Here is a 25,845-nt window from a genome sequence, read left to right as displayed (position 1 = left end):
GTTTTATGGGGGCGGCGTTTTTCTATTTCCCGCTGAAACGGTACCGTCCTTTACAGGGACAGCAAAGCCGTTTCCACTTGCGCCAAGGCATCCACATCTTAGGCCTGCCCTTAAGCTTTCACCATAGCAGCGGCCTTCGCCCCGCTGCTGCTTCCGCCGCCGCTAGCGCCGCCGCTGCCACCGGCTCCGCTGCCGCCTGCGGTGCTGCCGGCGCTTCCGCTGCCGCGCCGGGCCCGGATGCCTACGCGCAGCAGCCGCAGCGCATCGGCCGCGCCGCCGCCCAGCGACGAGCGGCGCTGGCCCTTGCGCAGCCGCACCGGCGAAGCGGTGCGGCGCAAGAGCAGCTTCAGCTCGCGGGGCGACAGCCCCGGCCGCAGCGCGAGCAGCAGGGCCGCGGCACCGGTGACATGGGAGGTCGCCATGGAGGTGCCGCTCATTTCCTTGTACCCCTCCCGCAGCCAGCAGGAGGGGATGCCCTCGCCCGGGCCGTACACATCGATGTACGGTCCGCGGTTGCTGAAGGCTGCGACGCGCTGCCTTCTGTCAAGGGCGCCTACGGCAATAGTCTCCGGATAGCGCGCGGGGTAATCCCCGCCGCGCTTGCCGTCGTTGCCGGAGGAGGCGATGATGGCGATCCCGGCCCGGTAGGCCTTGATCACCACATCATGCAGAGCCTTGCTCCGGTTCCTCATCCCGAAGCTCATATTAATGATATCGATTTTGTTCTGCACGCACCAATCGATGCCAAGGACAATATCCGACACATAGGCGGAGCCGTTGTGGTCGAAGGCCTTGACCGGATAGAGCAGCGCCCGGGGGGCTACGCCCATCATGTTGCGCGCGCCCCCGGCTGCCGCCAGGGTGCCGGCAATATGCGTGCCGTGGCCGTTGTCATCCAGCGGCATCATGCCGCGGTTCAGCAGGTTGATCCCGGAGGCCAGGGAATGCCTGAGATCAGGATGGCGGAAATCGACGCCCGTATCGATGACGCCGATCTTCACATGCACGCCAGTAGATCTGGACCAGGCCTGCGGAGCGCGGATGGCCCTGATTCCCCAGGGCATCAGAGAGGAACCGCTTTTGTCCGCCAGGGGCGAGTGGACTTTAATCCGGTGGTCTTCTTCTATACAGAGGGAATCCGCATAACGGTTCATCAGCCGCTCTGCTCCTGCGGCGGGCACGAAGAAAGCCCGGATCAGGGTAGAGACCTGAACCTGCCGCAGGCCAGGCTTCTTACTCTTCAGAGCTTTCCACTGTGATAATGCGCCGGCATACATGCGGGGGTCGTTGAAGGTCACAATGTGCCGTGGTGCACTTTTGGAGGCAGCCTTCATTTCTTCAAGCAGCATCTGCCAAAATCCGTAATAATCCATAGGTTACGCCGTCCCCTCCTCGGTGCCGTGCTGACATATTGTATGAAAGGGGGATGGCGTCCGAATGGGAACTTGCCCTTTTTTAACGAAATAGGCTGCCCATCGTGTCAAAAGGCTGGAGTTGACATAAAATAAACAGAGGGAACCGCGAGGCGCCCTGCAACATCCCGTAAGGAGCCGATCCTTGGCGTGGATACAGTCATGCGCGGAGGGGTACCCCCTCCGCCTTTTTGGGGAAAAGTATAAGAATATATAGGTTTCACACGATAACTTATCCTTCTATTACTCGCTGAAACGGTACCGCCCTTTAATTAGGACAGTAAAGCCGTTTCCACTTGTATAAGTCTCTTCATGCTCATCCCATTTATTGCCCGGTCCAGGCGGACAAGCCTTCTGCCAGCGCCAGGGCCGCGGATTCTGTTTCCCCGATCTTGCTGCAATAGACTTGCAATTTACCCGCAAATAGGTTTTACTTAGTTTTGTTAATGGATATCATGAACGAAGCATGATTTAATGTGAACAATGCGCGAGAGGAAGTGTCCTTTAGTGAGTACGCCACTCAATTTAAAGCTGGACCCTGAGAAAGTAAAAGAAATGCCGATGGTAGACCTGGCCTTCCTGGTGCTTAAGGCAGCCAATACGCCTTACTACTACCGTGATCTGATGGTGGAGGTTGCCAAGCTGCGCGGGTTGACCGATCAAGAGAGCCAAGATACGATCGCCCAGCTATATACCGAGATTAATATTGACGGGCGTTTTGCCTGTGTCGGAACCAACCTGTGGGGCCTGAAGCGCTGGTACCCGCTCGAACGCTCCGATGACCCTGTCGGCAACACCAAGCGTGTGCGGATCATCAACGATGAAGACGACGATCTGGAAGATGACGACTTTACCGATGAAGAAGAGAATTATGCTGCTGAGGAAGAGGATTTCGATGCGATTGATGAAGATCGCGACGACCTCTATTCCGACGACGACAGCGAAGAGGAAGTTGACGAAGATGTGGTCATCGATGAAGACGACATTGACGAAGACGAATCGGATGATGAAGATTCCGAAGACGGCGAAGAAGACGATGCCGACGATGAGGACGAGGAAGATAAATTTTAGAACAGTCTTTGCAGCGGCGCAATTCCTCCCTTGACAGGGGCGGGACGCTCAGAGTAAACTATTGCATGGGCTTATAATGAAAGTTAATATTGTTTTCTAAAATAAAAAGTGCCCCGGGTCTACGGGTGTCACTTTTTTGTTTTTTTACAAGATAAGATGGATAGGATTCGCTTAATTTGTATGCCAAGAAGCTGCGGTTTTCCGCGGTTTCCAGGCTGCCGGCCTTGAATTTTGGCGAGTGGAAGCAACTTTCGGGTTCCCCGGTTGGATGATGGAAAAAAGGGATACGATAAGAGGCAAGCGTCCCCTGAATTTCTGGACTTTATTTAGGAGGGTTTTACAGTGACAAAGTATATTTTCGTAACGGGTGGCGTTGTGTCTTCCCTTGGCAAAGGCATTACCGCTGCTTCGCTGGGCAGATTGCTCAAGAACAGAGGTCTCAAGGTAACGATCCAGAAATTCGATCCTTACATTAACGTGGACCCGGGAACAATGAGTCCTTATCAGCACGGGGAAGTATTCGTGACTGATGACGGGGCGGAGACAGACCTTGACCTTGGGCATTACGAGCGGTTTATTGACATTAACCTGTCCAAGAACAGCAACGTAACCACAGGCAAAATCTATTCCTCGGTTATCAGCAAAGAACGCCGCGGGGAATACTTAGGGGGAACCGTGCAGGTTATCCCGCATATTACGAATGAAATCAAGGAACGTGTCTTCCGTGCGGGCCGTGAGACCGGCTCTGATGTAGTCATTACCGAAATAGGCGGCACTGTGGGCGACATCGAGAGTCTGCCGTTCATGGAAGCGATCCGTCAGATCAAGAGCGACATCGGCCGGGAGAATGTCATGTACATTCACGTGACCCTGATTCCTTATATCAAAGCAGCCGGAGAAGTCAAAACAAAGCCGACCCAACACAGTGTCAAGGAGCTGCGCAGCATCGGGATTCAGCCCAATGTGATCGTATGCCGTACGGAATATCCGCTCACCGACGATATGAAAGCCAAGCTGGCTCTGTTCTGTGATATCGATGCGAACGCCGTTGTGGAATGCCGCGATGCCTCGACGCTCTATGAGGTGCCGCTGAATCTGCGCGACGAAGGCCTGGATGAGATTGTCGTCAACCACTTGAAGCTGACTACTCCTGCGCCGGATATGCGTGAATGGGAGAGCATGCTGGAGCGGATTCAGAAGCTGGAGCGTACCGTTGAGATTGCTATCGTCGGCAAGTATGTGGCGCTGCACGATGCTTATCTGAGTGTGGTTGAATCCCTGTCCCATGCCGGATTTGCCTCCAATGCCGAAGTGAAGCTCCGGTGGGTCGATGCAGAGCTGGTGACCGATGAGAATGTGGACGAGCTGCTGGGCGGCATCGGCGGCATTCTGGTTCCAGGCGGCTTCGGCGACCGGGGAATCGAAGGCAAGATCTCGGCCATCCGCTATGCGCGGGAGCAGTCCATCCCGTTCTTCGGCATTTGCCTGGGAATGCAGGTGTCTGTCATCGAGTACGGCCGTTCCATGCTGGGACTGGCAGGAGCGAACAGCTCCGAGATCGATCCTGCGACTCCGCATCCGCTGATTGACCTTCTGCCAGAGCAGAAGGATGTCGAAGATATGGGCGGCACGATGCGCCTCGGTCTGTATCCTTGCAAGCTTTTGCCGGATTCCCTGGCTATGTCCTGCTATGACGATGAGCTGGTCTATGAGCGTCACCGTCACCGGTATGAGTTCAACAATGCTTACCGTGATGAGATGGAGAAGGCAGGTCTGGTTATTTCCGGAACCTCCCCTGACGGACGTTTGGTGGAGATTGTCGAGCTGCCGGGTCACCCGTGGTTCCTGTCTGTGCAATTCCATCCGGAATTCACCTCCCGTCCGAACCGTCCGCAGCCGCTGTTCCGTGAATTTGTCAAAGCCTCACTTACACATTCCGAGCAAATGTAATTATAGAATGACTAGGCCACACAGGCCTGTGGGAGCTCCCGGTAAGGGAGCTTCTTTTTTGAAAACACCTCCTTTACACAATAGCTCCCGGAATGCAAGGGGACTGTATTCCCGCTTTTTCAGCGGAATTCCTCCTTTATATGGCATAGATTTACGCATTTTAGCCAATTAGCAGGATTTTGGCTGCAAAGCACGAATAATAGGTTTCGTATAGACTAAGTTGAAGCGGGGCCGTTAGCTGTTGAGAGGGCGCGGTATGGACAATCTGCCTTAAACTCTGGGAGGGTATCGTATGGAAAAGAAGAAAGTGTTAATCGTCGACGATCAGAATGGAATCCGGATTCTTCTCATGGAAGTATTCAATAGTGAAGGTTATGCCACCTTTCAGGCAGCTAACGGGAAATTGGCGCTGGACATTGTCAGGAACGAATCGCCGGATATGGTCTTGCTGGATATGAAAATTCCGGGGATGGACGGACTCGAGATTCTCAAGCATCTGAAGGAGCTTAATCCGGCGATCAAGGTCATTATGATGACGGCCTACGGAGAGCTCGACATGATTAAGGAAGCGACTAAGCTGGGAGCCCTGATGCATTTTACCAAGCCGTTTGATATCGATGAGATGCGTGTTGCCGTCAATATGCACCTGCACAACAAATCAGTAGACCAATGCAGCTAGCTTAGAAAAATAGAGTTTGGGGACATCCTGTTATGGATACGCTAAAAGAGGAAATGATCCGCCGGCAAAGGGTTGGCTGAATATCGTCCCACCGGGACATTTTTTTGTGTATCCTATTTAGTATTTAACACAGGATGTGCTATAATAGGCCTGTATGTGATGTCGGCTTATATAAGCAACCCAATATTTTAGGAGGATTGAAACCATGCCATTAGTATCTATGACAGACATGTTGACCAAAGCACTTGAAGGAAAATATGCAGTTGGCCAGTTCAACATCAACAACCTGGAGTGGACGCAAGCGATTCTTGGTGCAGCAGAAGAAGAGAAGTCACCGGTAATCCTTGGCGTATCCGAAGGCGCAGCTCGTCACATGGGCGGCTTCACCACAGTAGTTAAGATGGTTGAAGGTCTTATTCATGACATGAAAATCACCGTTCCTGTAGCCATCCACTTGGACCACGGTTCAAGCTTTGACAAATGTAAAGATGCTATCGATGCCGGCTTCACTTCCGTAATGATCGACGGCTCCCACCACCCAATCGACGAGAACATTGAAATGACTAAAAAAGTCGTTGACTATGCTCACGCTAAAGGTGTTTCTGTAGAAGCAGAAGTTGGTACTGTAGGCGGACAGGAAGATGACGTTATCGGCGGCATCCAATACGCTGACCTTAACGAATGCGTACGCATCGTTAAAGAAACAGGCATCGACACTCTGGCTCCTGCACTGGGTTCCGTACACGGTCCTTACCTGGGCGAACCAAACCTTGGATTCAAGGAAATGGAAGAAATCCGCGATGCAGTCAACCTTCCGCTGGTACTTCACGGCGGTACTGGTATCCCGGTACATGACATTCAGAAATCCATCTCCCTGGGTACTTCCAAGATCAACGTTAACACTGAGAACCAAATCGCGTTCGCTAAGGTTGTCCGCGAAGTTCTTGCTGCTAAGCCGGATGCTTACGATCCGCGTACATTCATCGCACCAGGCCGCGATGCTATCAAGCAGACTGTTATCGGCAAAATCCGCGAATTCGGATCCAACAACAAAGCCTAAGTATTACCCTGCCGCATAACGTTTTTCCGCACAAGCTATTTCGTTTTCCTCAGAAACGGGTGCCGTCCTTCAGGTAAGGACGGCGCAGCCGTTTCTTCTTCTAATCACCAATCACGTGTAGTCCTTATGTCACCTTAAGCCACAACTGGTATTGCCACAACAAGCTGCAATACACGTAGGGGGAACCAGATAAATTTATGGAAAAATTAATGATTGGCGGCGGACGTCCGCTAGAGGGCGTTGTTACCATCAGCGGAGCAAAGAATAGCGCCATTGCGCTTATTCCCGCAGCAATTTTGGCGGAGTCTGAAGTTGTGCTGGATAATTTGCCTGCGCTTAGTGATGTTGCCGTTTACTCCGAAATTCTGGAGGAGCTTGGCGCGAGCGTGTCTTGGACAGGCAGCCAAATGAGAATTAATCCCTCCCGTATCGTATCCATTCCCATGCCTAACGGACCGGTGAAGAAGCTCCGGGCCTCTTATTATATGATGGGCGCACTTTTGGGCCGGTTTAAGGAAGCGACCATTGGATTACCCGGCGGCTGTAATTTTGAGCCCCGTCCGATTGACCAGCATATCAAAGGCTTTGAGGCGCTTGGTGCGACTGTTACCAATGATCATGGCTCGATTCACCTGTATGCCAAAGAACTGCGCGGTGCTAAGATCTATCTGGATGTATCCAGTGTCGGTGCCACCATTAACATTATGCTCGCGGCCTCCCGTGCCAAAGGCTCTACAATTATTGAAAATGCGGCTAAAGAGCCTGAGATTATAGATGTAGCTACCCTGCTCAACTCCATGGGCGCTGTTATTAAGGGCGCCGGTACCGAAACGATCCGGATTGAAGGCGTAAGTGAAATGCACGGCTGCCGCCATTCGATCATTCCTGACCGTATTCAAGCTGGAACATATATGATTGCCGCTGCGGCTACGCGGGGCAATGTCTTAATTGATAACGTGATTCCCAAGCATCTGGAGGCGCTCACTGCCAAGCTGCTGGAAATGGGAGTAGACATAGAAGAACTGGATGAGAGTATCCGGGTGATCGGCAAGGCCAAGTACCAGCACGCGGATGTCAAGGCGCTGATCTATCCCGGTTTCGCAACTGATCTGCAATCTCCAATGACGAGTATGCTGACTCAGGCTGAAGGCGTTAGCGTCCTGAGCGATTTCGTCTACAGCAACCGGTTCAAGCATGTTCCTGAATTGGTTCGCATGGGCGCTAAGATTCGTGTAGAAGGACGTTCCGCAATCATTGAAGGCGGTCCGCTGAATGCAGCCAAAGTGAAGGCCGCTGATCTTCGTGCAGGCGCAGCCCTGGTGATTGCCGGTCTTACTGTTGAAGAAGGTATCACCGAAGTGACAGGTGTAGAGTATATCGACCGCGGTTATGACAACCTCGTAAGTAATCTTCGCAGTTTGGGAGCCGATGTCTGGCGCGAGAACGAATAAGGAGAATACCCGGATTGGTATGGACAGAAATTGGCTGCTCAGTGCATATCTCCTTCCAATTCGGGTAATCCTATCCTAATAAGCATTTTCATAGACTCATAGTTTAGAACTCATCATACACAAATTGAATAGGTGGTTATAGCACATGGATCTTCAAATTTCCGATCTGGAAGAAATGAAGCTTACCGATCTGTATAAGCTGGCCAAGAAATACCAGATCCCTTATTACGGAACGCTTAAGAAGCGGGAGTTAATCTTCGCTATTCTTAGAGCACAGGCAGAGCAGAGCGGCCTAATGTTTATGGAAGGCGTGCTTGAGATTCTGCCGGAAGGCTATGGCTTCCTTCGGCCGATCAACTACTTGCCAAGTGCAGAGGATATTTATATCTCCGCATCGCAGATCCGCAAGTTTGACCTTAGAAGCGGTGACCTGGTCTCCGGGAAATGCCGGACGCCCAAAGAGAACGAACGCTATTTCGGACTCTTGCAGGTGAATGCCGTCAACGGCGAGAACCCGGCAACTGCAGCTGAACGGTTACATTTTCCGGCGCTTACGCCGCTTTATCCGCAAGATAAGCTGCCGCTCGAAACTTCCCCAACCCATTTATCGACCCGTATCATGGATTTGCTTGCTCCTGTAGGTCTGGGGCAGCGCGGTTTGATTGTAGCACCTCCCAAAGCAGGGAAGACGCTCCTCCTCAAAGAAATTGCCAACAGTATCTCTACGAACAATCCCGAGATTGCACTGTTTGTTCTGCTGATTGATGAACGTCCCGAGGAAGTAACGGATATGCAGCGTTCGGTTAAAGGTGAGGTAGTGGCTTCGACATTTGACGAGCTGCCGGAGAATCATATCAAAGTAGCAGAGCTTGTACTCCAGCGTGCGCTGCGCCTGGTAGAGCACAAGAAGGATGTTGTCATTCTGCTGGACAGCATTACCCGTCTTGCCCGTGCCTACAATCTCGTAGTTCCGCCATCCGGCCGCACGCTTAGCGGAGGGATTGATCCTGCCGCGTTCCATCGGCCAAAACGGTTCTTCGGTTCCGCACGTAACGTGGAGGAGGGCGGCAGCTTAACTATTCTTGCCACCGCACTGATTGATACCGGATCACGGATGGATGATATTATTTATGAGGAATTCAAGGGTACAGGGAACATGGAGCTCCATCTGGACCGTAAGCTGGCTGAACGCCGGATCTTCCCGGCAATCGATATCCGCCGTTCCGGTACACGCCGTGAAGAAGTATTGCTTAGCAAGGAAGAGCTGGATACAATCTGGTCGATCCGTAAAAATATGAATGAATCCTATGACTTCGTAGAAGGATTCCTGAAGAAGCTGCGTGACAGCAAGACGAATGCGGAGTTCCTGGCCTCCTTCGATGTGGCTGGAGGCAAGGACTCCTCGTCAGCAAGCGGTACGGCCAGCAAAGGCGGTACCTCGAACAGCGGCTCGTCCGCCCGCCGCACCACGCGTCCCAAGGCGCCTACTGTGCCGACTACCTGAGAATAGATAACAAGAGGAGAATAACATGTATTTGGTATATGCCGACGAACAAGGAAACGTATATGATCATCCCGAGCTGTATGGCCTGGCCCGCAGTGGCGATATGATCGTTGAGATACTGGAGGAAGAGCTGGTTCCGCTGCCTGAGGGGGCTACGCTGGTCGGGCTTCCGAGCACGCGGGCGATTGGGATGAATCCGGAGACCGGTGAGATGCTGCCCCTGCCGGCAGGTTCGCAGGCTGTCGGAGCCTTGCTGCCGCAGGGATACACCCGTCTGTGCCTTCCCGGTTACGTCAAGACAGACAAGACCTACAAGCTTCCGCTCTTTGGATATTCCGCTGTAGTATGGAAGGACGGCGGTTTCTATGTGGCGGCTGATCTTACTGATGATCCGGAGCAGTGGAACCCGCTTAACTGCGACCGGGACGATGTGAAGACCGGTGTGGGCGAACTGACTGCCAAGTACCCGGAGAACCGCCTGTATAATCACTTGTCCAACTGTGCGCTGGAATATGAATGCTTAACCTCGTCCAATACCTTCCTAGGCCGCTGGGAAGGGGCTGTTCCGGTCTCATACTCCTGTAACGCCGGCTGCTTCGGTTGTATCTCTGAACAGCCCGATGACAGCGGGTTTGTGTCCCCGCAGACCCGGATGAACTTCCGTCCGGCTGTGAACGAAGTATCGCAAGTGATGCTGGAGCACCTGAAGACGCCGGAATCCATTGTCAGCTTTGGACAGGGCTGTGAAGGTGAGCCTTCTACGCAGGCGAAGCTGATTATTGAATCTATCCGTGAAGTCCGGTCCATTACCGATATGGGCTATATCAATATCAACACCAATGCCGGCTTAAGCGATCATATCCGCGGCATTGTCGATGCCGGTCTTGATCTGATGCGGGTTAGTACCATCAGCGCGCTGGATGACCATTATAACGCCTATTACAAGCCTCGCGGGTATACGCTGGCTAACGTAGAGAAGTCGCTGAAGTACGCTGCCTCACAAGGCGTATATACCTCCATTAACTATTTGATTTTCCCGGGGGTTACTGACCGTGAGGAAGAGATTGAAGCGATGGTGGAGTTCGTCAGACGTACCGATCTTAAGCTAATTCAGATGCGTAATCTCAATATTGACCCGGAGAGCTATCTGGAGCTTATTCCCCCTGCACGGGGCGAGATCCTTGGCATGAAGACCATGCTAGAGATCTTCCGTGAGGAGCTCCCGGAGGTTGTAATTGGTTCCTTCACCCATGTTCCCCCTGCTGAGCTGGCCCGTGCCAAGCAGCGCAGAGTGCAGCTTTAGGCTTTAGGTTTTAAGAACGGCTGGCCTATTGCAGAGCCTGGGCTTCACATGCTAGAATGTAGCTTGCGTAATCATATAACTCTAGGCCCGCATGAGGCTTAGGGCGTGAGAGGTGAGATTTTATATGCAAACAACCATTCAACCCAAGTACAATGTAACGAAGGTAACCTGCGCTTGCGGCAACACTTTTGAAGCCGGCTCGACAGTACAGGAGCTTCGCGTCGAAATTTGCTCAAGCTGTCACCCGTTCTTCACCGGTAAGCAGAAGTTCCTGGATGCCGGCGGACGTGTGGACAGATTCAAGAAGAAATATGGCATCTAATATTGCACAGTTGATTTTTGCCTGTCTGTAAGCTATACTTATCTTCGCCGTGCTAGACGGGGAGGTAGCGGTGCCCTGTAACTCGCAATCCGCTGTAGCGAGGTTGAATTCCTGTTAGAGGTGCTGTCGATGTGAGGCCTTGGTTCCTATGGGCTGTGTTGACGGTTGGGTCCTCCGCAATGAGTGCTTGTGAACCTGGTCAGGTCCGGAAGGAAGCAGCCATAAGCGAGTTTGCTCTTGTGCCGGAGGGTGGCCTAGCCCGAGCAGTTTTGTAGGGTTACCGCTTGGATCGCAGCCATCAATAACAGGTGCACGGTTTAAATAAGGATGATGATAGCGTCTTTGCTACAAGCAAAGACGCTTTTTGTTTTTCTAGGTATGCTAGTTATTGTTCCTGCTCTGGTTGTTATCCTTCCTTATCGGATGGTGAGCCGCTTCTGCTTGGTCAAAGACTTGGGAATATAGTATAATAAATTAGCGACAAATGCCGGAAAGCGGCAGCCTGAGAGAGGGTAATGCATAGTGGAACATATCGCGCTGTACCGTGCCTGGCGGCCGCAGTCGTTTCAAGATATGGTAGGGCAGCAGCATATTATCCAGACGCTGCAGAATGCGATCCGTGAACAGCGGGTTTCGCATGCCTATCTGTTCAGCGGACCGCGGGGGACCGGTAAGACGAGTGCGGCCAAAGTATTGGCCAAGGCAGTCAATTGCGAGCGGGGCCCGGGTCCTGAGCCCTGTAATGAGTGTCCGTCCTGTCTGCGGATTACGGCAGGCAACATCATGGATGTCCAGGAGATAGATGCGGCATCCAACCGGGGCGTTGAAGAGATTCGCGATCTGCGGGATAAGGTGAAATATGCACCTACCGAAGTACGCCGTAAAGTGTATATTATTGATGAAGTGCATATGCTGACAACAGAGGCATTCAATGCCCTGCTGAAGACGCTCGAAGAGCCTCCGCAGCATGTGATGTTTATACTGGCGACCACAGAGCCGCACAAGCTGCCGGCTACGATCATCTCGCGTTGCCAGCGGTTTGACTTCCGACGGGTCTCGCTGGAGGAACAGACGGGCCGCCTGACAGAGATTTGCCAGAAGGAAGGCATTACAGCAGATGCAGATGCTCTCCAGTATATCGCCCGCCTGTCTGACGGCGGGATGCGGGATGCGCTTAGCATTCTGGATCAGATCTCTTCCTTCACTGACGGGAATGTGACCTATCAGCAGGTGCTGGGCATGACCGGGGGCATCCCCTCCGAGCAGTTCGCGCGTCTGGCGAACGCTATTCTTGAGAGTGACATGGGGCAGCTGCTGGAGCTTGTGGAGCAGATGATGCATGAGGGTAAGAGCGCAGATAAATGCCTGGAGAATCTTCTGTATTATTTCCGTGATTTACTGATGATCAAGATGGTGCCTGGAGCGGATCAGCTAACCGACCGCGTGTTGAATCCGGCCGATTTCCGCGATATGGCCAAGGCGTTTACCCGTGACCGGTTATTCCTGATTGTGGAGACGCTGAGCCGTTATCTGGGAGAGATGAAGTATGCTACACATCCGCAAACCATATTCGAGGTAGCGCTGATGAAGCTGTGCAGTGGTCCGCAGGATGCTGCTGCTCCGTCTGCAGGCGATCCGGCAGAGAGTTCTGCCGCGTCTTCAGCCGCGAATAGTTCTCCGCAGGTACAGTCCAGTGAGCTGGATCAGCTTAGACGGCAGATTGCCGCACTGGAGAAGAAGCTGGAGCAGGCTATTCAAGCTGGCGGAGTTGCCGGCGGCGGGCGTGAGCAGGCAGCCCAGCGCACTGCCCCGCCAAGCGCTCCGCGCGTATCCTCAGCCTCGAAGCTCCCCCCGCAGCTGGATAAGTTTATTGCGGGTAAGGACAGTCCTGATTTTAGCGCGGTCTATAAGCAGTGGAGTCTTGTTCTTCAGGGTGTGAAGGAAGAGAAGGTTACGGTACATGCGTGGTTTGTGGACGGTGAGCCTGTGGCGGTGATGGAGGATGCCGTGCTGGTTGCCTTCAAGAATACCATTCACCGGGATACCACCGAGAAGCCTGCGAACCGTCAGGTCATCGAGAACGTAATGAATGCCAAGCTGGGCAAGCCGTACCGGCTGGTTACTATGATGATGCGCGACTGGAATGAAGCGGCGACGAAGTCTGCGGCCTCGGCCGGAACAGAGGAGCTTCGTCTGGAGCATGAGCATGAGAGCGGCGAAGGCAAGTCCGAACCATGGATTGATGAGGCGATCCAGCTCTTTGGAGAAGACCTTGTTGTCATAAAAGAATAAGGATTCAGCTATCAGCGCAGAAGTGCGCATCCTAAAGGAGAGATGAAGTATGAATAATATGAACCAAATGATGAAGCAGGTTAAGAAGATGCAGGAGCAGATGCTAAAAGCCCAGGAAGAGCTGGGCAGCAAGACGATTGAAGGTTCTTCCGGCGGCGGCGTGGTTACCGTTCAAGTGAACGGACACAAGAAATTGCTGTCCATTCAGATCAAACCGGAGGTTGTTGATCCGGAGGATATCGAAATGCTGCAGGATCTGGTGATCACTGCTGTTAATGATGCTCTTACCCAGGCAGAAGAGTTGGCGAACAACGATATGGGTAAATTCACAGGCGGAATGAAGATTCCTGGCTTGTTCTAGGCTTACTCCACTCCCTGCCAAAGGAGAACCGATACTTTGTATTATCCAGAACCGCTAGCCAAGCTGATAGAAGCTTTTACACGTTTGCCCGGGATTGGTCCGAAGACAGCTGCCCGGCTGGCCTTTCATGTGCTTAACATGAAGGAGGATGAGGTGATTGATTTCGCCAAAGCCCTGGTCAGCGTCAAGCGTAATCTTCATTACTGCTCGGTCTGCTGCAACATAACGGATACCGACCCGTGCCGGATCTGCCAGGACAAAACCCGCGATGCTTCGGTAATCTGTGTGGTTCAGGACTCGAAGGATCTGGTGGCTATCGAACGAACCAAGGAATTTGACGGCTATTATCATGTGCTCCAGGGTGCAATCTCGCCGATGGAAGGCATAGGGCCGGATGATATAAGGCTGAAGGAACTGCTAACCAGACTCAGCGATGAGCGGGTGAAGGAGCTGATTATGGCGACCAACCCCAACATTGAAGGGGAAGCCACGGCCATGTATATCTCGCGTCTTGTCCGTCCTTTTGAGATTAAGATCACCAGGATAGCCCATGGCTTGCCTGTAGGCGGCGATCTTGAGTATGCGGACGAGGTAACCCTGTCGAAGGCGCTGGAAGGCCGTCGTGAGCTGTTCTGAGTGTTGTGCTGTTGTATTATAAGTGTAGGGAGCCCTCGGGCTCCTTTTTTTAATTTCGGAAGAACCGCTGATACGCTGTTAAAAGTTCTGCTAAGACCCCGCTCCCGGTTCTAAGTTTGTCCCTATTCCGATATGTATGAGATTAACGGGTGTGAATCATGGTTGCATCTGCAGTTATTCATATAACTTAGGAGGGATTGCAATGGGTTGGTGGAGTACCAAGTGGCTGAGCGGGAATACGGATAAGGCAAAGGCAGTGGAGACGGAAGAGGAATGGGGCACGGTGTACCAAGAGGTGCGTAAAGCGCAGTCTGAATGGGAGCGGGCTTACCTGATGTTTGATGAGGCACTGGGCCAGGATCAGATTGATTATGCGATCTATATTCTTGAGGCGGCTGAACGTAAATATCAGATACATCTTAAGGATGCCAAGCGGCTGGGGCTTAACCGGAGCCAGCTGCAAGTATGAACAGACCGAGTCTGCGAGGAGGAGAACGATGCTAAGAACTGTTGCTATGGGTGTACTGATTATATCTGCAGCGCTGCTGGTCCTGATTGTATTCAGGAAAAGACTGGGCTGGGCCTGGCTGAGTGTATTTGGAACCCATCTTATTTTGGCGGCGCTCGGCATTTATATCATCAATTTCTCAGGAGTTGTAAATGATCTGCACATTCCGCTTAACCCAACAACCATAGGTGCTGTGACCATTCTTGGGCTGCCGGGAGTGGTGCTATTATTGGGTTTAAAATTAACTTTGTTTTAAAGGTTGACGAAGGCTCCTGATTCATGATACATTAAGTCTCGGCCCTTTGGACAGGAGATCTTCGGATCACTTGCTGGAAGCTAAAGCGAAAAAAGAAATTAAAAAAACGCTTGACTGAAACAAGGGTGCTGTGATATATTATAAAGGTCGCTGCTGAGACAAACATCAACGACAAAAGATGAGACATTGATCTTTGAAAACTGAACAACGAGTGAGTGGGAAATCACTTCGGTGAGATCCAAAAATGAGAATGTAAATTCTCGTCAGATGTTTCAAAATGAGCAATCGCTCTTTCTAAATACCAATTTGGAGAGTTTGATCCTGGCTCAGGACGAACGCTGGCGGCGTGCCTAATACATGCAAGTCGAGCGGAGTTTGAAAGGAAGCTTGCTTCCTTTCAAACTTAGCGGCGGACGGGTGAGTAACACGTAGGCAACCTGCCCTCAAGCCTGGGATAACTACCGGAAACGGTAGCTAATACCGGATAATTTCTTTCTTCTCCTGAGGAGAGAATGAAAGGCGGAGCAATCTGCTGCTTGGGGATGGGCCTGCGGCGCATTAGCTAGTTGGTGGGGTAACGGCCCACCAAGGCGACGATGCGTAGCCGACCTGAGAGGGTGAACGGCCACACTGGGACTGAGACACGGCCCAGACTCCTACGGGAGGCAGCAGTAGGGAATCTTCCGCAATGGGCGCAAGCCTGACGGAGCAACGCCGCGTGAGTGATGAAGGTTTTCGGATCGTAAAGCTCTGTTGCCAGGGAAGAACGTCCGGTAGAGTAACTGCTACCGGAGTGACGGTACCTGAGAAGAAAGCCCCGGCTAACTACGTGCCAGCAGCCGCGGTAATACGTAGGGGGCAAGCGTTGTCCGGAATTATTGGGCGTAAAGCGCGCGCAGGCGGTTATTTAAGTCTGGTGTTTAAACCTTGGGCTCAACCTGAGGTCGCACTGGAAACTGGGTGACTTGAGTACAGAAGAGGAAAGTGGAATTCCACGTGTAGCGGTGAAATGCGTAGATATGTGGAGGAACACCAGTGGCGAAGGCGACTTTCTGGGCTGTAACTGACGCTGAGGCGCGAAAGCGTGGGGAGCAAACAGGATTAGATACCCTGGTAGTCCACGCCGTAAACGATGAGTGCTAGGTGTTAGGGGTTTCGATACCCTTGGTGCCGAAGTTAACACAGTAAGCACTCCGCCTGGGGAGTACGGTCGCAAGACTGAAACTCAAAGGAATTGACGGGGACCCGCACAAGCAGTGGAGTATGTGGTTTAATTCGAAGCAACGCGAAGAACCTTACCAGGTCTTGACATCCAACTAACGAAGCAGAGATGCATCAGGTGCCCTTCGGGGAAAGTTGAGACAGGTGGTGCATGGTTGTCGTCAGCTCGTGTCGTGAGATGTTGGGTTAAGTCCCGCAACGAGCGCAACCCTTGACTTTAGTTGCCAGCAGGTAAGGCTGGGCACTCTAGAGTGACTGCCGGTGACAAACCGGAGGAAGGTGGGGATGACGTCAAATCATCATGCCCCTTATGACCTGGGCTACACACGTACTACAATGGCCGGTACAACGGGAAGCGAAGCCGCGAGGTGGAGCCAATCCCAGCAAAGCCGGTCTCAGTTCGGATTGCAGGCTGCAACTCGCCTGCATGAAGTCGGAATTGCTAGTAATCGCGGATCAGCATGCCGCGGTGAATACGTTCCCGGGTCTTGTACACACCGCCCGTCACACCACGAGAGTTTACAACACCCGAAGTCGGTGGGGTAACCCGCAAGGGAGCCAGCCGCCGAAGGTGGGGTAGATGATTGGGGTGAAGTCGTAACAAGGTAGCCGTATCGGAAGGTGCGGCTGGATCACCTCCTTTCTATGGAGAATCGTTTCCTGCAACGGAAACATTCAAATCGGAAGCGTAAGCTTCCACAATAGAACCTTCGGGTTCGGACACTCACTCGTGTTCAGTTTTGAAAGAGCAAGTCTCTTTCGTATGCGTTTGGTGGCGATAGCGGAGGGGTTCCACACGTACCCATCCCGAACACGACCGTTAAGCCCTCCAGCGCCGATGGTACTTGGACCGAAGGGTCCTGGGAGAGTAGGACGCCGCCAAGCGAACAATCAATTTATTGATTGCTTCACTACTGTAAGTTTTGTTATATGGGCTTTTAGCTCAGTTGGTTAGAGCGCACCTCTGATAAGGGTGAGGTCGGTGGTTCGAGTCCACCAAGGCCCACCATATAACACTTATGAATTGAATACCTATTTGGGGCCATAGCTCAGCTGGGAGAGCGCCTGCCTTGCAAGCAGGAGGTCAGCGGTTCGATCCCGCTTGGCTCCACCAAAACTTCTTTACAAAAGTATATGCACATTGTCTGTTATTCCGAACATCACAGCCGTGATTGTTTCATAATAACAGCATCTTGATCCTTGAAAACTGGATACCGAAACGAATTTGCGTTTTAGAACATTCCTTTAAGCTGAACTTGTGTAAACAAGTTTTGAATTAATGGCGATGCTACGATGATCTTGATGGAAATACAGACGTTGAAGAAATTCATTGTCCGATAGTTTCCTGACGGAAAAATCGAGGTTAAGCTACTAAGAGCACACGGAGGATGCCTAGGCGCCAGGAGCCGACGAAGGACGTGGCGAACAACGAAACTGCCTCGGGGAGCTGTAAGCAAGCTTTGATCCGGGGGTGTCCGAATGGGGAAACCCAGCTGTGGTAATTCGCAGTTACTCGTATCTGAATACATAGGATACGCAGAGGCAGACCAGGGGAACTGAAACATCTAAGTACCCTGAGGAAGAGAAAACAATAGTGATTCCGTCAGTAGCGGCGAGCGAACGCGGAACAGCCTAAACCAAGAGGCTTGCCTCTTGGGGTTGTGGGACGTCTCACATGGAGTTACAAAGGAATATGGTAGGCGAAGAGGTCTGGAAAGGCCCGCGATAGAGGTAAAAGCCCTGTAGCCGAAATGGTATTCTCTCCGAGACGGATCCCGAGTAGTGCGGGGCACGTGAAACCCCGTATGAATCCAGCAGGACCATCTGCTAAGGCTAAATACTACCTGGCGACCGATAGTGAAACAGTACCGTGAGGGAAAGGTGAAAAGCACCCCGGAAGGGGAGTGAAATAGAACCTGAAACCGTGTGCTTACAAAAAGTCAGAGCCCTTTCTATGGGTGATGGCGTGCCTTTTGTAGAATGAACCGGCGAGTTACGTTTAACATGCAAGGTTAAGGTGAGAAGCCGGAGCCGCAGCGAAAGCGAGTCTGAATAGGGCGACTGAGTATGTGGACGTAGACCCGAAACCGTGTGATCTACCCCTGTCCAGGGTGAAGGTGCGGTAACACGCACTGGAGGCCCGAACCCACGCATGTTGAAAAATGCGGGGATGAGGTGGGGGTAGCGGAGAAATTCCAATCGAACTCGGAGATAGCTGGTTCTCCCCGAAATAGCTTTAGGGCTAGCCTCGGTGAATGGAGTGGTGGAGGTAGAGCACTGATTGGGTGCGGGGCCCGCAAGGGTTACCAAGCTCAGTCAAACTCCGAATGCCATTTACTTCTTGCCGGGAGTCAGACAGTGAGTGCTAAGATCCATTGTCAAAAGGGAAACAGCCCAGACCATCAGCTAAGGTCCCCAAGTGTGTGTTAAGTGGGAAAGGATGTGGAGTTGCACAGACAACCAGGATGTTGGCTTAGAAGCAGCCACCATTGAAAGAGTGCGTAATAGCTCACTGGTCGAGTGACTCTGCGCCGAAAATGTAACGGGGCTAAACACACCACCGAAGCTATGGCTAGATGCTTTGCATCTGGGGTAGGGGAGCGTTGTATGTGGGTTGAAGGTGTACCGTAAGGAGCGCTGGACAGCATACAAGTGAGAATGCCGGTATGAGTAACGAAAAGATCAGTGAGAATCTGATCCGCCGAAAGCCCAAGGTTTCCTGAGGAAGGCTCGTCCGCTCAGGGTAAGTCGGGACCTAAGGCGAGGCCGAAAGGCGTAGTCGAAGGACAACAGTTTGAAATTACTGTACCACCGTAATCCGCTATGAGCGATGGGGTGACGCAGGAGGGTAGTGACGCGGACTGATGGATGTCCGTCTAAGCAGTGAGGCTGGTGTGTAGGCAAATCCGCACACCGTAAGGCTGGGCTGTGATGGGGAGCGAAAATTACAGTAGCGAAGGTCATGATCTCACACTGCCAAGAAAAGCCTCTAGTCAGGAGAAGGTGCCCGTACCGCAAACCGACACAGGTAGGCGAGAAGAGAATTCTAAGGCGCGCGGAAGAACTCTCGTTAAGGAACTCGGCAAAATGACCCCGTAACTTCGGGAGAAGGGGTGCCTCGGTAGGGTGAATAGCCCGAGGGGGCCGCAGTGAAAAGGCCCAAGCGACTGTTTAGCAAAAACACAGGTCTGTGCGAAGCCGTAAGGCGAAGTATACGGGCTGACGCCTGCCCGGTGCTGGAAGGTTAAGGGGAGCGGTTAGGAGCAATCCGAAGCTGTGAACCGAAGCCCCAGTAAACGGCGGCCGTAACTATAACGGTCCTAAGGTAGCGAAATTCCTTGTCAGGTAAATTCTGACCCGCACGAATGGCGTAACGACTTGGGCGCTGTCTCAACGAGAGATCCGGTGAAATTTTAATACCTGTGAAGATGCAGGTTACCCGCGACAAGACGGAAAGACCCCATGGAGCTTTACTGCAGCTTGATATTGAATTTGGGTACGATCTGTACAGGATAGGTGGGAGCCGTGGAGGCAGGAGCGCAAGCTTCTGCGGAGGCGCCGTTGGGATACCACCCTGATCGTATCTAGGTTCTAACCTAGTGCCCTTATCGGGTACGGGGACCGTGTCAGGCGGGCAGTTTGACTGGGGCGGTCGCCTCCTAAAGAGTAACGGAGGCGTTCAAAGGTTCCCTCAGAATGGTTGGAAATCATTCGCAGAGTGCAAAGGCATAAGGGAGCTTGACTGCGAGACCTACAAGTCGAGCAGGGACGAAAGTCGGACTTAGTGATCCGGTGGTACCGCATGGAAGGGCCATCGCTCAACGGATAAAAGCTACCCTGGGGATAACAGGCTTATCTCCCCCAAGAGTCCACATCGACGGGGAGGTTTGGCACCTCGATGTCGGCTCATCGCATCCTGGGGCTGAAGTAGGTCCCAAGGGTTGGGCTGTTCGCCCATTAAAGCGGTACGCGAGCTGGGTTCAGAACGTCGTGAGACAGTTCGGTCCCTATCTGTCGTGGGCGCAGGAAATTTGAGAGGAGCTGTCCTTAGTACGAGAGGACCGGGATGGACGTACCGCTGGTGCATCAGTTGTTCCGCCAGGAGCATGGCTGAGTAGCTACGTACGGACGGGATAAGCGCTGAAAGCATCTAAGCGTGAAGCCCCCCTCAAGATGAGATTTCCCAATTAGTAAGACCCCTTGAAGACGACGAGGTAGATAGGTTGGAGGTGGAAGTGCAGCAATGCATGGAGCTGACCAATACTAATCGGTCGAGGGCTTATCCAAATTTCTATCACGCAGATTCGTTTCGGATTCAGTTTTCAGGAATTAATTTCCTGTGCGGATTTACATGGCTACCATTAATTTGGAGAGATACCCAAGTGGCTATAAGGGGACCCTCTGCTAAGGGGTTAGACTGCGTAAGCGGTGCGAGGGTTCGAATCCCTCTCTCTCCGCCATTATAAATCCAATACTTGTAGTGTGGCGGCGTAGCTCAGCTGGCTAGAGCGTACGGTTCATACCCGTGAGGTCGGGGGTTCGATCCCCTCTGCCGCTACCATACATACCCGGAGGCTTAGCTCAGCTGGGAGAGCATCTGCCTTACAAGCAGAGGGTCGGGGGTTCGAACCCCTCAGCCTCCACCATTTTTATTTTTTGAAGATCTAATACCTTACACCGTGCCGGTGTAGCTCAACTGGTAGAGCAACTGACTTGTAATCAGTAGGTTGGGGGTTCAAGTCCTCTCGCCGGCACCATTTTTACAACTAATTGTGGAACCGTGGTGTAGTTGGCCTAACATGCCTGCCTGTCACGCAGGAGATCGCGGGTTCGAATCCCGTCGGTTCCGCCATTTTTTTGTTTTTAGGCTTTTTTCATGGCTCGGTAGCTCAGTCGGTAGAGCAAAGGACTGAAAATCCTTGTGTCGGGGGTTCGATTCCCTCCCGCGCCACCATACATGGAGGCTTAGCGAAGTGGCCAAACGCATCAGACTGTAAATCTGCTCACGTACGTGTTCGGTGGTTCGAATCCATCAGCCTCCATCCCTTTTTAGGAGCCATTAGCTCAGTTGGTAGAGCACCTGACTTTTAATCAGGGTGTCGAAGGTTCGAGTCCTTCATGGCTCATCTTAAGCCAAACGGTCATCACTTTAGGGTGGTGGCTTTTTTTGTATTTTGATATATGATTCAAGCATGCTCATAAGCGCAAATTCCGCATTTTACAGCAAAATATGATAAAATAAGCGAAAAAAGCAAAAGTGGTGGAGAATGGTGATGATGGATAGTGAGGGTTTGCGTCAAAAATTGGAGCAACTCACCGGAAAGAGGACCGGAATCAAACAGCTGGGCAGGCAGCATTCCGCTTCACTTTTTGGCATAGGTACGGACAAGGATCAGGAATTGCCGGTCATTCATGAGGGATATCTGTGGCTTCCCCTCTATGAGAATGATGGCCGTGTTACAGCAGTGTGGGTGGAGACAGAGGGGCTGTCTCCGCTGGAATTGCAGCTGGTGAATTATGCCGGGCGCAATTTTGCGGTAGCACTGAAGGCAACCGGATTCAAGGAAGAAGGAGAGATGGAGGCGAGGCAGCTTAGCGGATGGCTGAACGCTCAACTGGAGCAGGAGAAGGACGATGCGGAGATCCCGGATGAAATCTCACTGAAGGGCCGGCTGTTCGGGGATATGATTCCCTTCATGCTGGTAAGTGAGAATGTCCATAATCCGCAAATGACGTATCGCTCCTTAATGAAGCTGCTGCGCAGTTATTTTGAGAATGATGTATTGCTGGTTCCCCTGCAGGATAAGGAATGGTTAATTTTAGCCCGTAAGGAACTCCTCACAGGCGGAGATGATAAAGAGGATGAGGAAGAGAGTGCTGAGGATTTGCTGTCACAGACTTCTATGGGGTTACATGAACTGATTGCCAGCGAGTGGGTTGGCGTCTTTCATCTCGCGGTCTCTCCTGCCATTATTCCAGTTAAAGGTCTGACAGGAGCTGTGGCCTTGCTGCGGGAGACTATTCTTCTTGGACGCATCTTCCAGGTAGGGGATTATATTCATCTGCCGTGGGAGCTGCACATGGAGCGGCTGGTTAACAGTATTCCGGATGACCGGCGAAGACAGCTGCTGGGCCAGATCGGTGATTACACGGCGGTACTGGCGGATAAGGAAATGCTGCTGACGCTGGAGACTTTCTTTGAAATGGACTGCAATGTTAGTGAAACCGCCAAAAAACTGTACATTCACCGTAACACTCTGCTCTACAGGCTGGACAAAATCAAACAGGAGACAGGGGCTGATGTCCGCAGCTTCGGGGATGCCGCTATTGTGAAGCTTGCCATGTTATTGTATAAAGTGACGAAAAGAAAATAGGTTTTTTGTGAACCTTGCAAATAGCCATGAGGTCGGCTGTGGGGTAAGATAAGTGTACAAGAAAGCGTTTGATTTTCTATTCCAATAATAGACTCGAGGGGGAAATACAATGGCAGGCGTACGTTTAGAGCATATTTTCAAAAAATACCCGGGTTCCGATAAAGCAACAGTAATCGATATCAATCTTGATATTAAAGATAAGGAATTCCTCGTACTGGTTGGTCCTTCCGGTTGCGGTAAATCCACAACCCTGCGTATGATCGCTGGTCTGGAAGAAATCTCTGAAGGTAAAATGTACATTGGTGACCGTGTAGTGAATGACGTTGCTCCTAAAGACCGTGATATCGCGATGGTATTCCAATCCTACGCCTTGTACCCGCACATGAGTGTATATCAGAACATGGCTTTCGGTCTGAAACTGCGCAAAGTGAAGAAAGAAGAAATCGACAAGAAAGTACGCGAAGCAGCGAAAATCCTGGATATCGAGCACTTGCTGGATCGTAAACCTAAGGCACTGTCCGGTGGTCAACGTCAACGTGTCGCTCTAGGCCGCGCTATCGTCCGTGATCCACAAGTCTTCTTGATGGATGAGCCTCTTTCCAACTTGGATGCTAAACTTCGTGGTCAAATGCGTGCTGAAATCACTAAGCTGGTTAAGCGTCTTGAAACCACTTGTATATATGTAACGCATGACCAGACAGAAGCCATGACGATGGGTGACCGTATCGTAGTTATGTACGATGGTATCATCCAGCAGGCAGCTTCCCCTGAAGAACTGTACAATGAGCCTACGAACCTGTTCGTAGCCGGATTTATCGGTTCCCCTACCATGAACTTTATCAACGGTACTCTTTCCGAATTGAACGGCGCTGTCCGTTTCCGTGCAGAGAATCTTGATGTTGAAGTTCCAGGCGGCAAAGCTACAATCCTGCGTAACAAAGGCTTCATCGGTAAAGATGTAATCATGGGCGTTCGTCCAGAAGACATTCATGAAGAGCCAGTATTCCTGGAAGCTTCCCCTAACACAATTTTCACTTCGATGGTTGATGTTACGGAAAACCTTGGTCATGAAATGCTCCTCTACTTGAGCGGTCTTGGCAATAACACTGTAATTGCGCGTGTAGATGGACGTTCCACTACCCGTGAAGGCAGCAAGCCTAGATTGGCCATTGACATGAACAAAGTCCACATCTTCGATAAAGAATCCGAACTTAACGTTCTGCTGGGATAAGATCTCTGCAGGGTGAACATAGTTTATAATGAAGAAAGCCGCCTGGTTAGGCGGCTTTTTCTTGTAATGATCATGGTGGAATGGAATGATAACCGCTGGGGTTAAGATTGCATTCACTGGCATAATCCATTAAGATAGCAGGAGAATTACCTGTAGCTGGAATGGATAAAGATGTAACCGGTATGCGGGGAAGCGGCATGAGCCGCGGGTGACGAAAGGACGGACATATATGGCTAAGAAGGTAAAAGTATTAGAATTGGTGCAGCATTTTCAATTAGAGGTAGTATCCGGACATGAAGGTCTGAAGAGACCGATTACAGTGGATGATTTGAACCGTCCCGGGCTGGAAATGGCCGGTTATTTCGAATATTATCCGGAAGAACGTGTGCAGCTACTAGGCAAAACAGAGCTGGCTTTTTTCTCTATGCTCTCAGAGGAAGAACGGAAAAGCCGGGTACGCGGTATCTGTAACGACAATACCCCGTGCATCGTCATTACCCGCGCGCTGGATGTTCCCCAGGAGCTTGTAGACATCAGCAACGAGAAGGGACTTCCTGTGCTGCGCAGCTCGATGGCGACGACGATTTTCTCAAGCAGACTGACCAGCTTTCTTGAGGGCAGACTGGCACCGACAGCAACAATTCATGGTGTTCTCTGTGATGTGTATGGAGTAGGGATGCTGATTACAGGTACCAGCGGCATTGGTAAAAGTGAAACCGCGCTGGAACTGGTTAAACGCGGTCATCGTCTGATTGCCGATGATGCGGTGGAAATTCGCCAGACTTCGGATAATCAGCTTCATGGTACCGCACCGGAATTGATCCGTCACCTGCTGGAGATCCGCGGCGTCGGGATTATTAATGTTATGACGCTGTTTGGGGCAGGCGCTATCCGTAATCATAAGCGGATTACTCTGGTGGTCAGACTGGAAGCCTGGCAGCAGGACAAGCAGTATGACCGTCTGGGACTGGATGAGGAGACTACACGGATTATTGATACCGATGTGCCGCTGGTTACTATCCCTGTCCGTCCGGGACGTAACCTCGCTGTCATTATCGAGGTGGCAGCGATGAATTACCGGCTCAAGCAAATGGGCTTCAATGCCGCGCTGCAATTTACGAATAAACTTACCGCCACCATCTCTGAAGATATGGATGATCTGGATTAGGAGTGTGAGAGCATGTTTTATTCACTAGCGATTGACCCGATTGTCTTCTCGATTGGTTCTCTGCCGGTTCACTGGTATGGCCTGATTCTGGGTCTTGGCGCGCTTACCGGGCTGTTCCTGTGTATTCAAGAAGGCAAACGCTTCAACATTCCACAGGAGTTCTTCATGGATATGCTGCTGCTGGGCTTGCCATCGGCTATTATTGGGGCGCGTCTATATTTCGTAGCTTTCAAGTGGGAAGACTATAAGGATAACCTGCTCGATATCTTCAAGGTCTGGAATGGCGGTATTGCGATTTATGGCGCCTTAATCGGTGCGATTATCTGCGCGATTATTTACTTCCGCTATAAAGGCTACCCGTTCTGGCGTATCGTTGATATCTGTGCTCCGGGACTGCTTGCCGGCCAGATGATCGGCCGCTGGGGAAATTTCATCAACCAGGAAGCCTATGGCGGCGTGGTAGAGGAATCGTTCCTGCGGGATAAGCTGCATTTGCCGGACTTTATCGTTAATCAAATGTACATAGGGGATGCTTTTCACCATCCGACCTTCCTGTACGAATCACTCTGGAGTCTGTTGGGCATTTTGCTCCTCTTGGTGCTGCGCCGCCAGAAGTTCGTACGTGCCGGAGAAATCTTCATGTCTTACTTCATCTGGTACTCCATCGGCCGCTTCTTCATTGAAGCTCTGCGTACGGACAGCCTTGCCTTTGACGGCAGCAGCGGTGTGGCATCCTTCATTAACGGGCTATGGAGTCCGATGAAGTGGATGGGCTTCGAGCAAGGATATCTTGATCCGGCTTACGGAAATATCCGTATCTCTCAACTGCTCGCGCTGCTCATTATTGTAGCTGCCATTGCGCTGATTATTGTACGGCGGGTAAGCGGTCAGCCGAAGGATCATTACATGGACCCGATCATCAGCACCAAACCGGCGGCAGCGGATGCTGTGATTCCAGAGAGTGCTGCTAATACGCCTCAGAAGCCTTCTCAGCCTGTTCAGCCGGTGGAAGATCCCTCTGAAGATAAGGAAACAAAGGAGTAATA

Annotated in this window: 18 protein-coding genes, 10 tRNA genes, 3 rRNA genes and 1 other RNA gene; 31 read left to right on the top strand and 1 reads right to left on the bottom strand. The window is 51.7% G+C overall.

Annotated elements, in window-relative coordinates; genetic code table 11:
- Positions 1-110 precede the first annotated feature (110 nt).
- On the bottom strand, positions 111-1,373 hold the full coding sequence (locus NST04_RS03025) for a S8 family peptidase (RefSeq protein ID WP_341183112.1): 1,263 nt from the start codon (positions 1,371-1,373) through the stop codon (positions 111-113).
- 546 nt (positions 1,374-1,919) lie between these two features.
- Here NST04_RS03025 and rpoE point away from each other — a divergent pair.
- From rpoE to lgt, 31 genes are all read left to right on the top strand, one after another.
- Positions 1,920-2,483 carry a DNA-directed RNA polymerase subunit delta gene (gene rpoE / locus NST04_RS03020; protein WP_036724449.1) on the top strand — a complete coding sequence of 188 codons (564 nt, stop codon included), beginning with the start codon at positions 1,920-1,922 and terminating at the stop codon, positions 2,481-2,483.
- A gap of 342 nt (positions 2,484-2,825) precedes the next feature.
- Entirely contained in the window at positions 2,826-4,433 is a 1,608-nt protein-coding gene (locus tag NST04_RS03015) for a CTP synthase (protein ID WP_341149806.1), read from the top strand.
- Positions 4,434-4,725: 292 nt separating this feature from the next.
- Positions 4,726-5,112: a response regulator gene (locus NST04_RS03010; RefSeq protein WP_036698896.1), complete on the top strand. Its 387-nt coding sequence runs from the start codon at positions 4,726-4,728 to the stop codon at positions 5,110-5,112.
- A gap of 205 nt (positions 5,113-5,317) precedes the next feature.
- Positions 5,318-6,172: a class II fructose-1,6-bisphosphate aldolase gene (fba, locus tag NST04_RS03005; RefSeq protein ID WP_341015360.1), complete on the top strand. Its 855-nt coding sequence runs from the start codon at positions 5,318-5,320 to the stop codon at positions 6,170-6,172.
- Between the two features lie 197 nt (positions 6,173-6,369).
- Positions 6,370-7,623 (top strand): UDP-N-acetylglucosamine 1-carboxyvinyltransferase, encoded by a 1,254-nt coding sequence (locus NST04_RS03000; protein WP_340750375.1) that lies wholly within the window; start codon positions 6,370-6,372, stop codon positions 7,621-7,623.
- A gap of 145 nt (positions 7,624-7,768) precedes the next feature.
- Positions 7,769-9,127 carry a transcription termination factor Rho gene (gene rho, locus NST04_RS02995; protein ID WP_036724456.1) on the top strand — a complete coding sequence of 453 codons (1,359 nt, stop codon included), beginning with the start codon at positions 7,769-7,771 and terminating at the stop codon, positions 9,125-9,127.
- Between the two features lie 25 nt (positions 9,128-9,152).
- Complete coding sequence (locus NST04_RS02990) at positions 9,153-10,430, top strand: radical SAM protein (protein WP_341183111.1); 1,278 nt, start codon at positions 9,153-9,155, stop codon at positions 10,428-10,430.
- Between the two features lie 124 nt (positions 10,431-10,554).
- On the top strand, positions 10,555-10,752 hold the full coding sequence (gene rpmE / locus NST04_RS02985) for a 50S ribosomal protein L31 (protein WP_036698887.1): 198 nt from the start codon (positions 10,555-10,557) through the stop codon (positions 10,750-10,752).
- A gap of 47 nt (positions 10,753-10,799) precedes the next feature.
- Positions 10,800-11,068, top strand: an RNA gene (ffs, locus tag NST04_RS02980) — signal recognition particle sRNA large type.
- A gap of 206 nt (positions 11,069-11,274) precedes the next feature.
- Complete coding sequence (dnaX, locus tag NST04_RS02975) at positions 11,275-13,044, top strand: DNA polymerase III subunit gamma/tau (protein ID WP_341183110.1); 1,770 nt, start codon at positions 11,275-11,277, stop codon at positions 13,042-13,044.
- 49 nt (positions 13,045-13,093) lie between these two features.
- A complete protein-coding gene (locus NST04_RS02970) occupies positions 13,094-13,405 on the top strand; it encodes a YbaB/EbfC family nucleoid-associated protein (protein ID WP_036698884.1) in 312 nt (103 codons plus the stop codon).
- A 36-nt stretch (positions 13,406-13,441) separates the two neighbouring features.
- Complete coding sequence (gene recR / locus NST04_RS02965) at positions 13,442-14,041, top strand: recombination mediator RecR (protein ID WP_036698882.1); 600 nt, start codon at positions 13,442-13,444, stop codon at positions 14,039-14,041.
- A gap of 202 nt (positions 14,042-14,243) precedes the next feature.
- Positions 14,244-14,510 (top strand): DUF2508 family protein, encoded by a 267-nt coding sequence (locus NST04_RS02960; RefSeq protein ID WP_341183109.1) that lies wholly within the window; start codon positions 14,244-14,246, stop codon positions 14,508-14,510.
- 28 nt (positions 14,511-14,538) lie between these two features.
- Entirely contained in the window at positions 14,539-14,805 is a 267-nt protein-coding gene (locus tag NST04_RS02955) for a pro-sigmaK processing inhibitor BofA family protein (protein ID WP_341183108.1), read from the top strand.
- 303 nt (positions 14,806-15,108) lie between these two features.
- Positions 15,109-16,669 (top strand): 16S ribosomal RNA (locus tag NST04_RS02950).
- Positions 16,670-16,794: 125 nt separating this feature from the next.
- Positions 16,795-16,911, top strand: a 5S ribosomal RNA gene (gene rrf, locus NST04_RS02945).
- A gap of 47 nt (positions 16,912-16,958) precedes the next feature.
- Positions 16,959-17,035 (top strand) — tRNA-Ile (locus NST04_RS02940).
- Between the two features lie 29 nt (positions 17,036-17,064).
- Positions 17,065-17,140: transfer RNA gene (locus NST04_RS02935), tRNA-Ala, on the top strand.
- A 247-nt stretch (positions 17,141-17,387) separates the two neighbouring features.
- Positions 17,388-20,313 (top strand): 23S ribosomal RNA (locus NST04_RS02930).
- Together the 16S, 23S and 5S rRNA genes with 10 tRNA genes alongside form the textbook arrangement of a ribosomal RNA operon.
- Positions 20,314-20,394: 81 nt before the next feature.
- Positions 20,395-20,486 (top strand) — tRNA-Ser (locus NST04_RS02925).
- A 24-nt stretch (positions 20,487-20,510) separates the two neighbouring features.
- Positions 20,511-20,587: transfer RNA gene (locus NST04_RS02920), tRNA-Met, on the top strand.
- Between the two features lie 9 nt (positions 20,588-20,596).
- Positions 20,597-20,672: transfer RNA gene (locus NST04_RS02915), tRNA-Val, on the top strand.
- Positions 20,673-20,707: 35 nt separating this feature from the next.
- Positions 20,708-20,783, top strand: a tRNA-Thr gene (locus NST04_RS02910).
- A gap of 17 nt (positions 20,784-20,800) precedes the next feature.
- A tRNA-Asp gene (locus NST04_RS02905) sits at positions 20,801-20,878 on the top strand.
- Between the two features lie 26 nt (positions 20,879-20,904).
- A tRNA-Phe gene (locus tag NST04_RS02900) sits at positions 20,905-20,980 on the top strand.
- A 5-nt stretch (positions 20,981-20,985) separates the two neighbouring features.
- A tRNA-Tyr gene (locus NST04_RS02895) sits at positions 20,986-21,068 on the top strand.
- Positions 21,069-21,079: 11 nt separating this feature from the next.
- Positions 21,080-21,152, top strand: a tRNA-Lys gene (locus NST04_RS02890).
- A gap of 177 nt (positions 21,153-21,329) precedes the next feature.
- Positions 21,330-22,400 (top strand): PucR family transcriptional regulator, encoded by a 1,071-nt coding sequence (locus NST04_RS02885; RefSeq protein WP_341183107.1) that lies wholly within the window; start codon positions 21,330-21,332, stop codon positions 22,398-22,400.
- A 109-nt stretch (positions 22,401-22,509) separates the two neighbouring features.
- Positions 22,510-23,631: an ABC transporter ATP-binding protein gene (locus NST04_RS02880; protein WP_340750364.1), complete on the top strand. Its 1,122-nt coding sequence runs from the start codon at positions 22,510-22,512 to the stop codon at positions 23,629-23,631.
- A gap of 229 nt (positions 23,632-23,860) precedes the next feature.
- Positions 23,861-24,799, top strand: coding sequence for an HPr(Ser) kinase/phosphatase (gene hprK / locus NST04_RS02875; RefSeq protein ID WP_341183106.1), 939 nt, complete (start codon positions 23,861-23,863; stop codon positions 24,797-24,799).
- A 12-nt stretch (positions 24,800-24,811) separates the two neighbouring features.
- The gene (lgt, locus tag NST04_RS02870; protein ID WP_341183105.1) at positions 24,812-25,843 is read left to right on the top strand and encodes a prolipoprotein diacylglyceryl transferase; all 1,032 of its coding nucleotides are present in this window, start codon (positions 24,812-24,814) and stop codon (positions 25,841-25,843) included.
- Positions 25,844-25,845 lie beyond the last annotated feature (2 nt).

This window comes from Paenibacillus sp. FSL H7-0756 (assembly GCF_038006765.1).
In the GTDB taxonomy this organism is placed as follows: Bacteria; Bacillota; Bacilli; order Paenibacillales; family Paenibacillaceae; genus Paenibacillus_AQ.
Note: the sequence above shows the minus strand (reverse complement) of the source record. Positions and strands in the feature narration are given on the sequence as shown.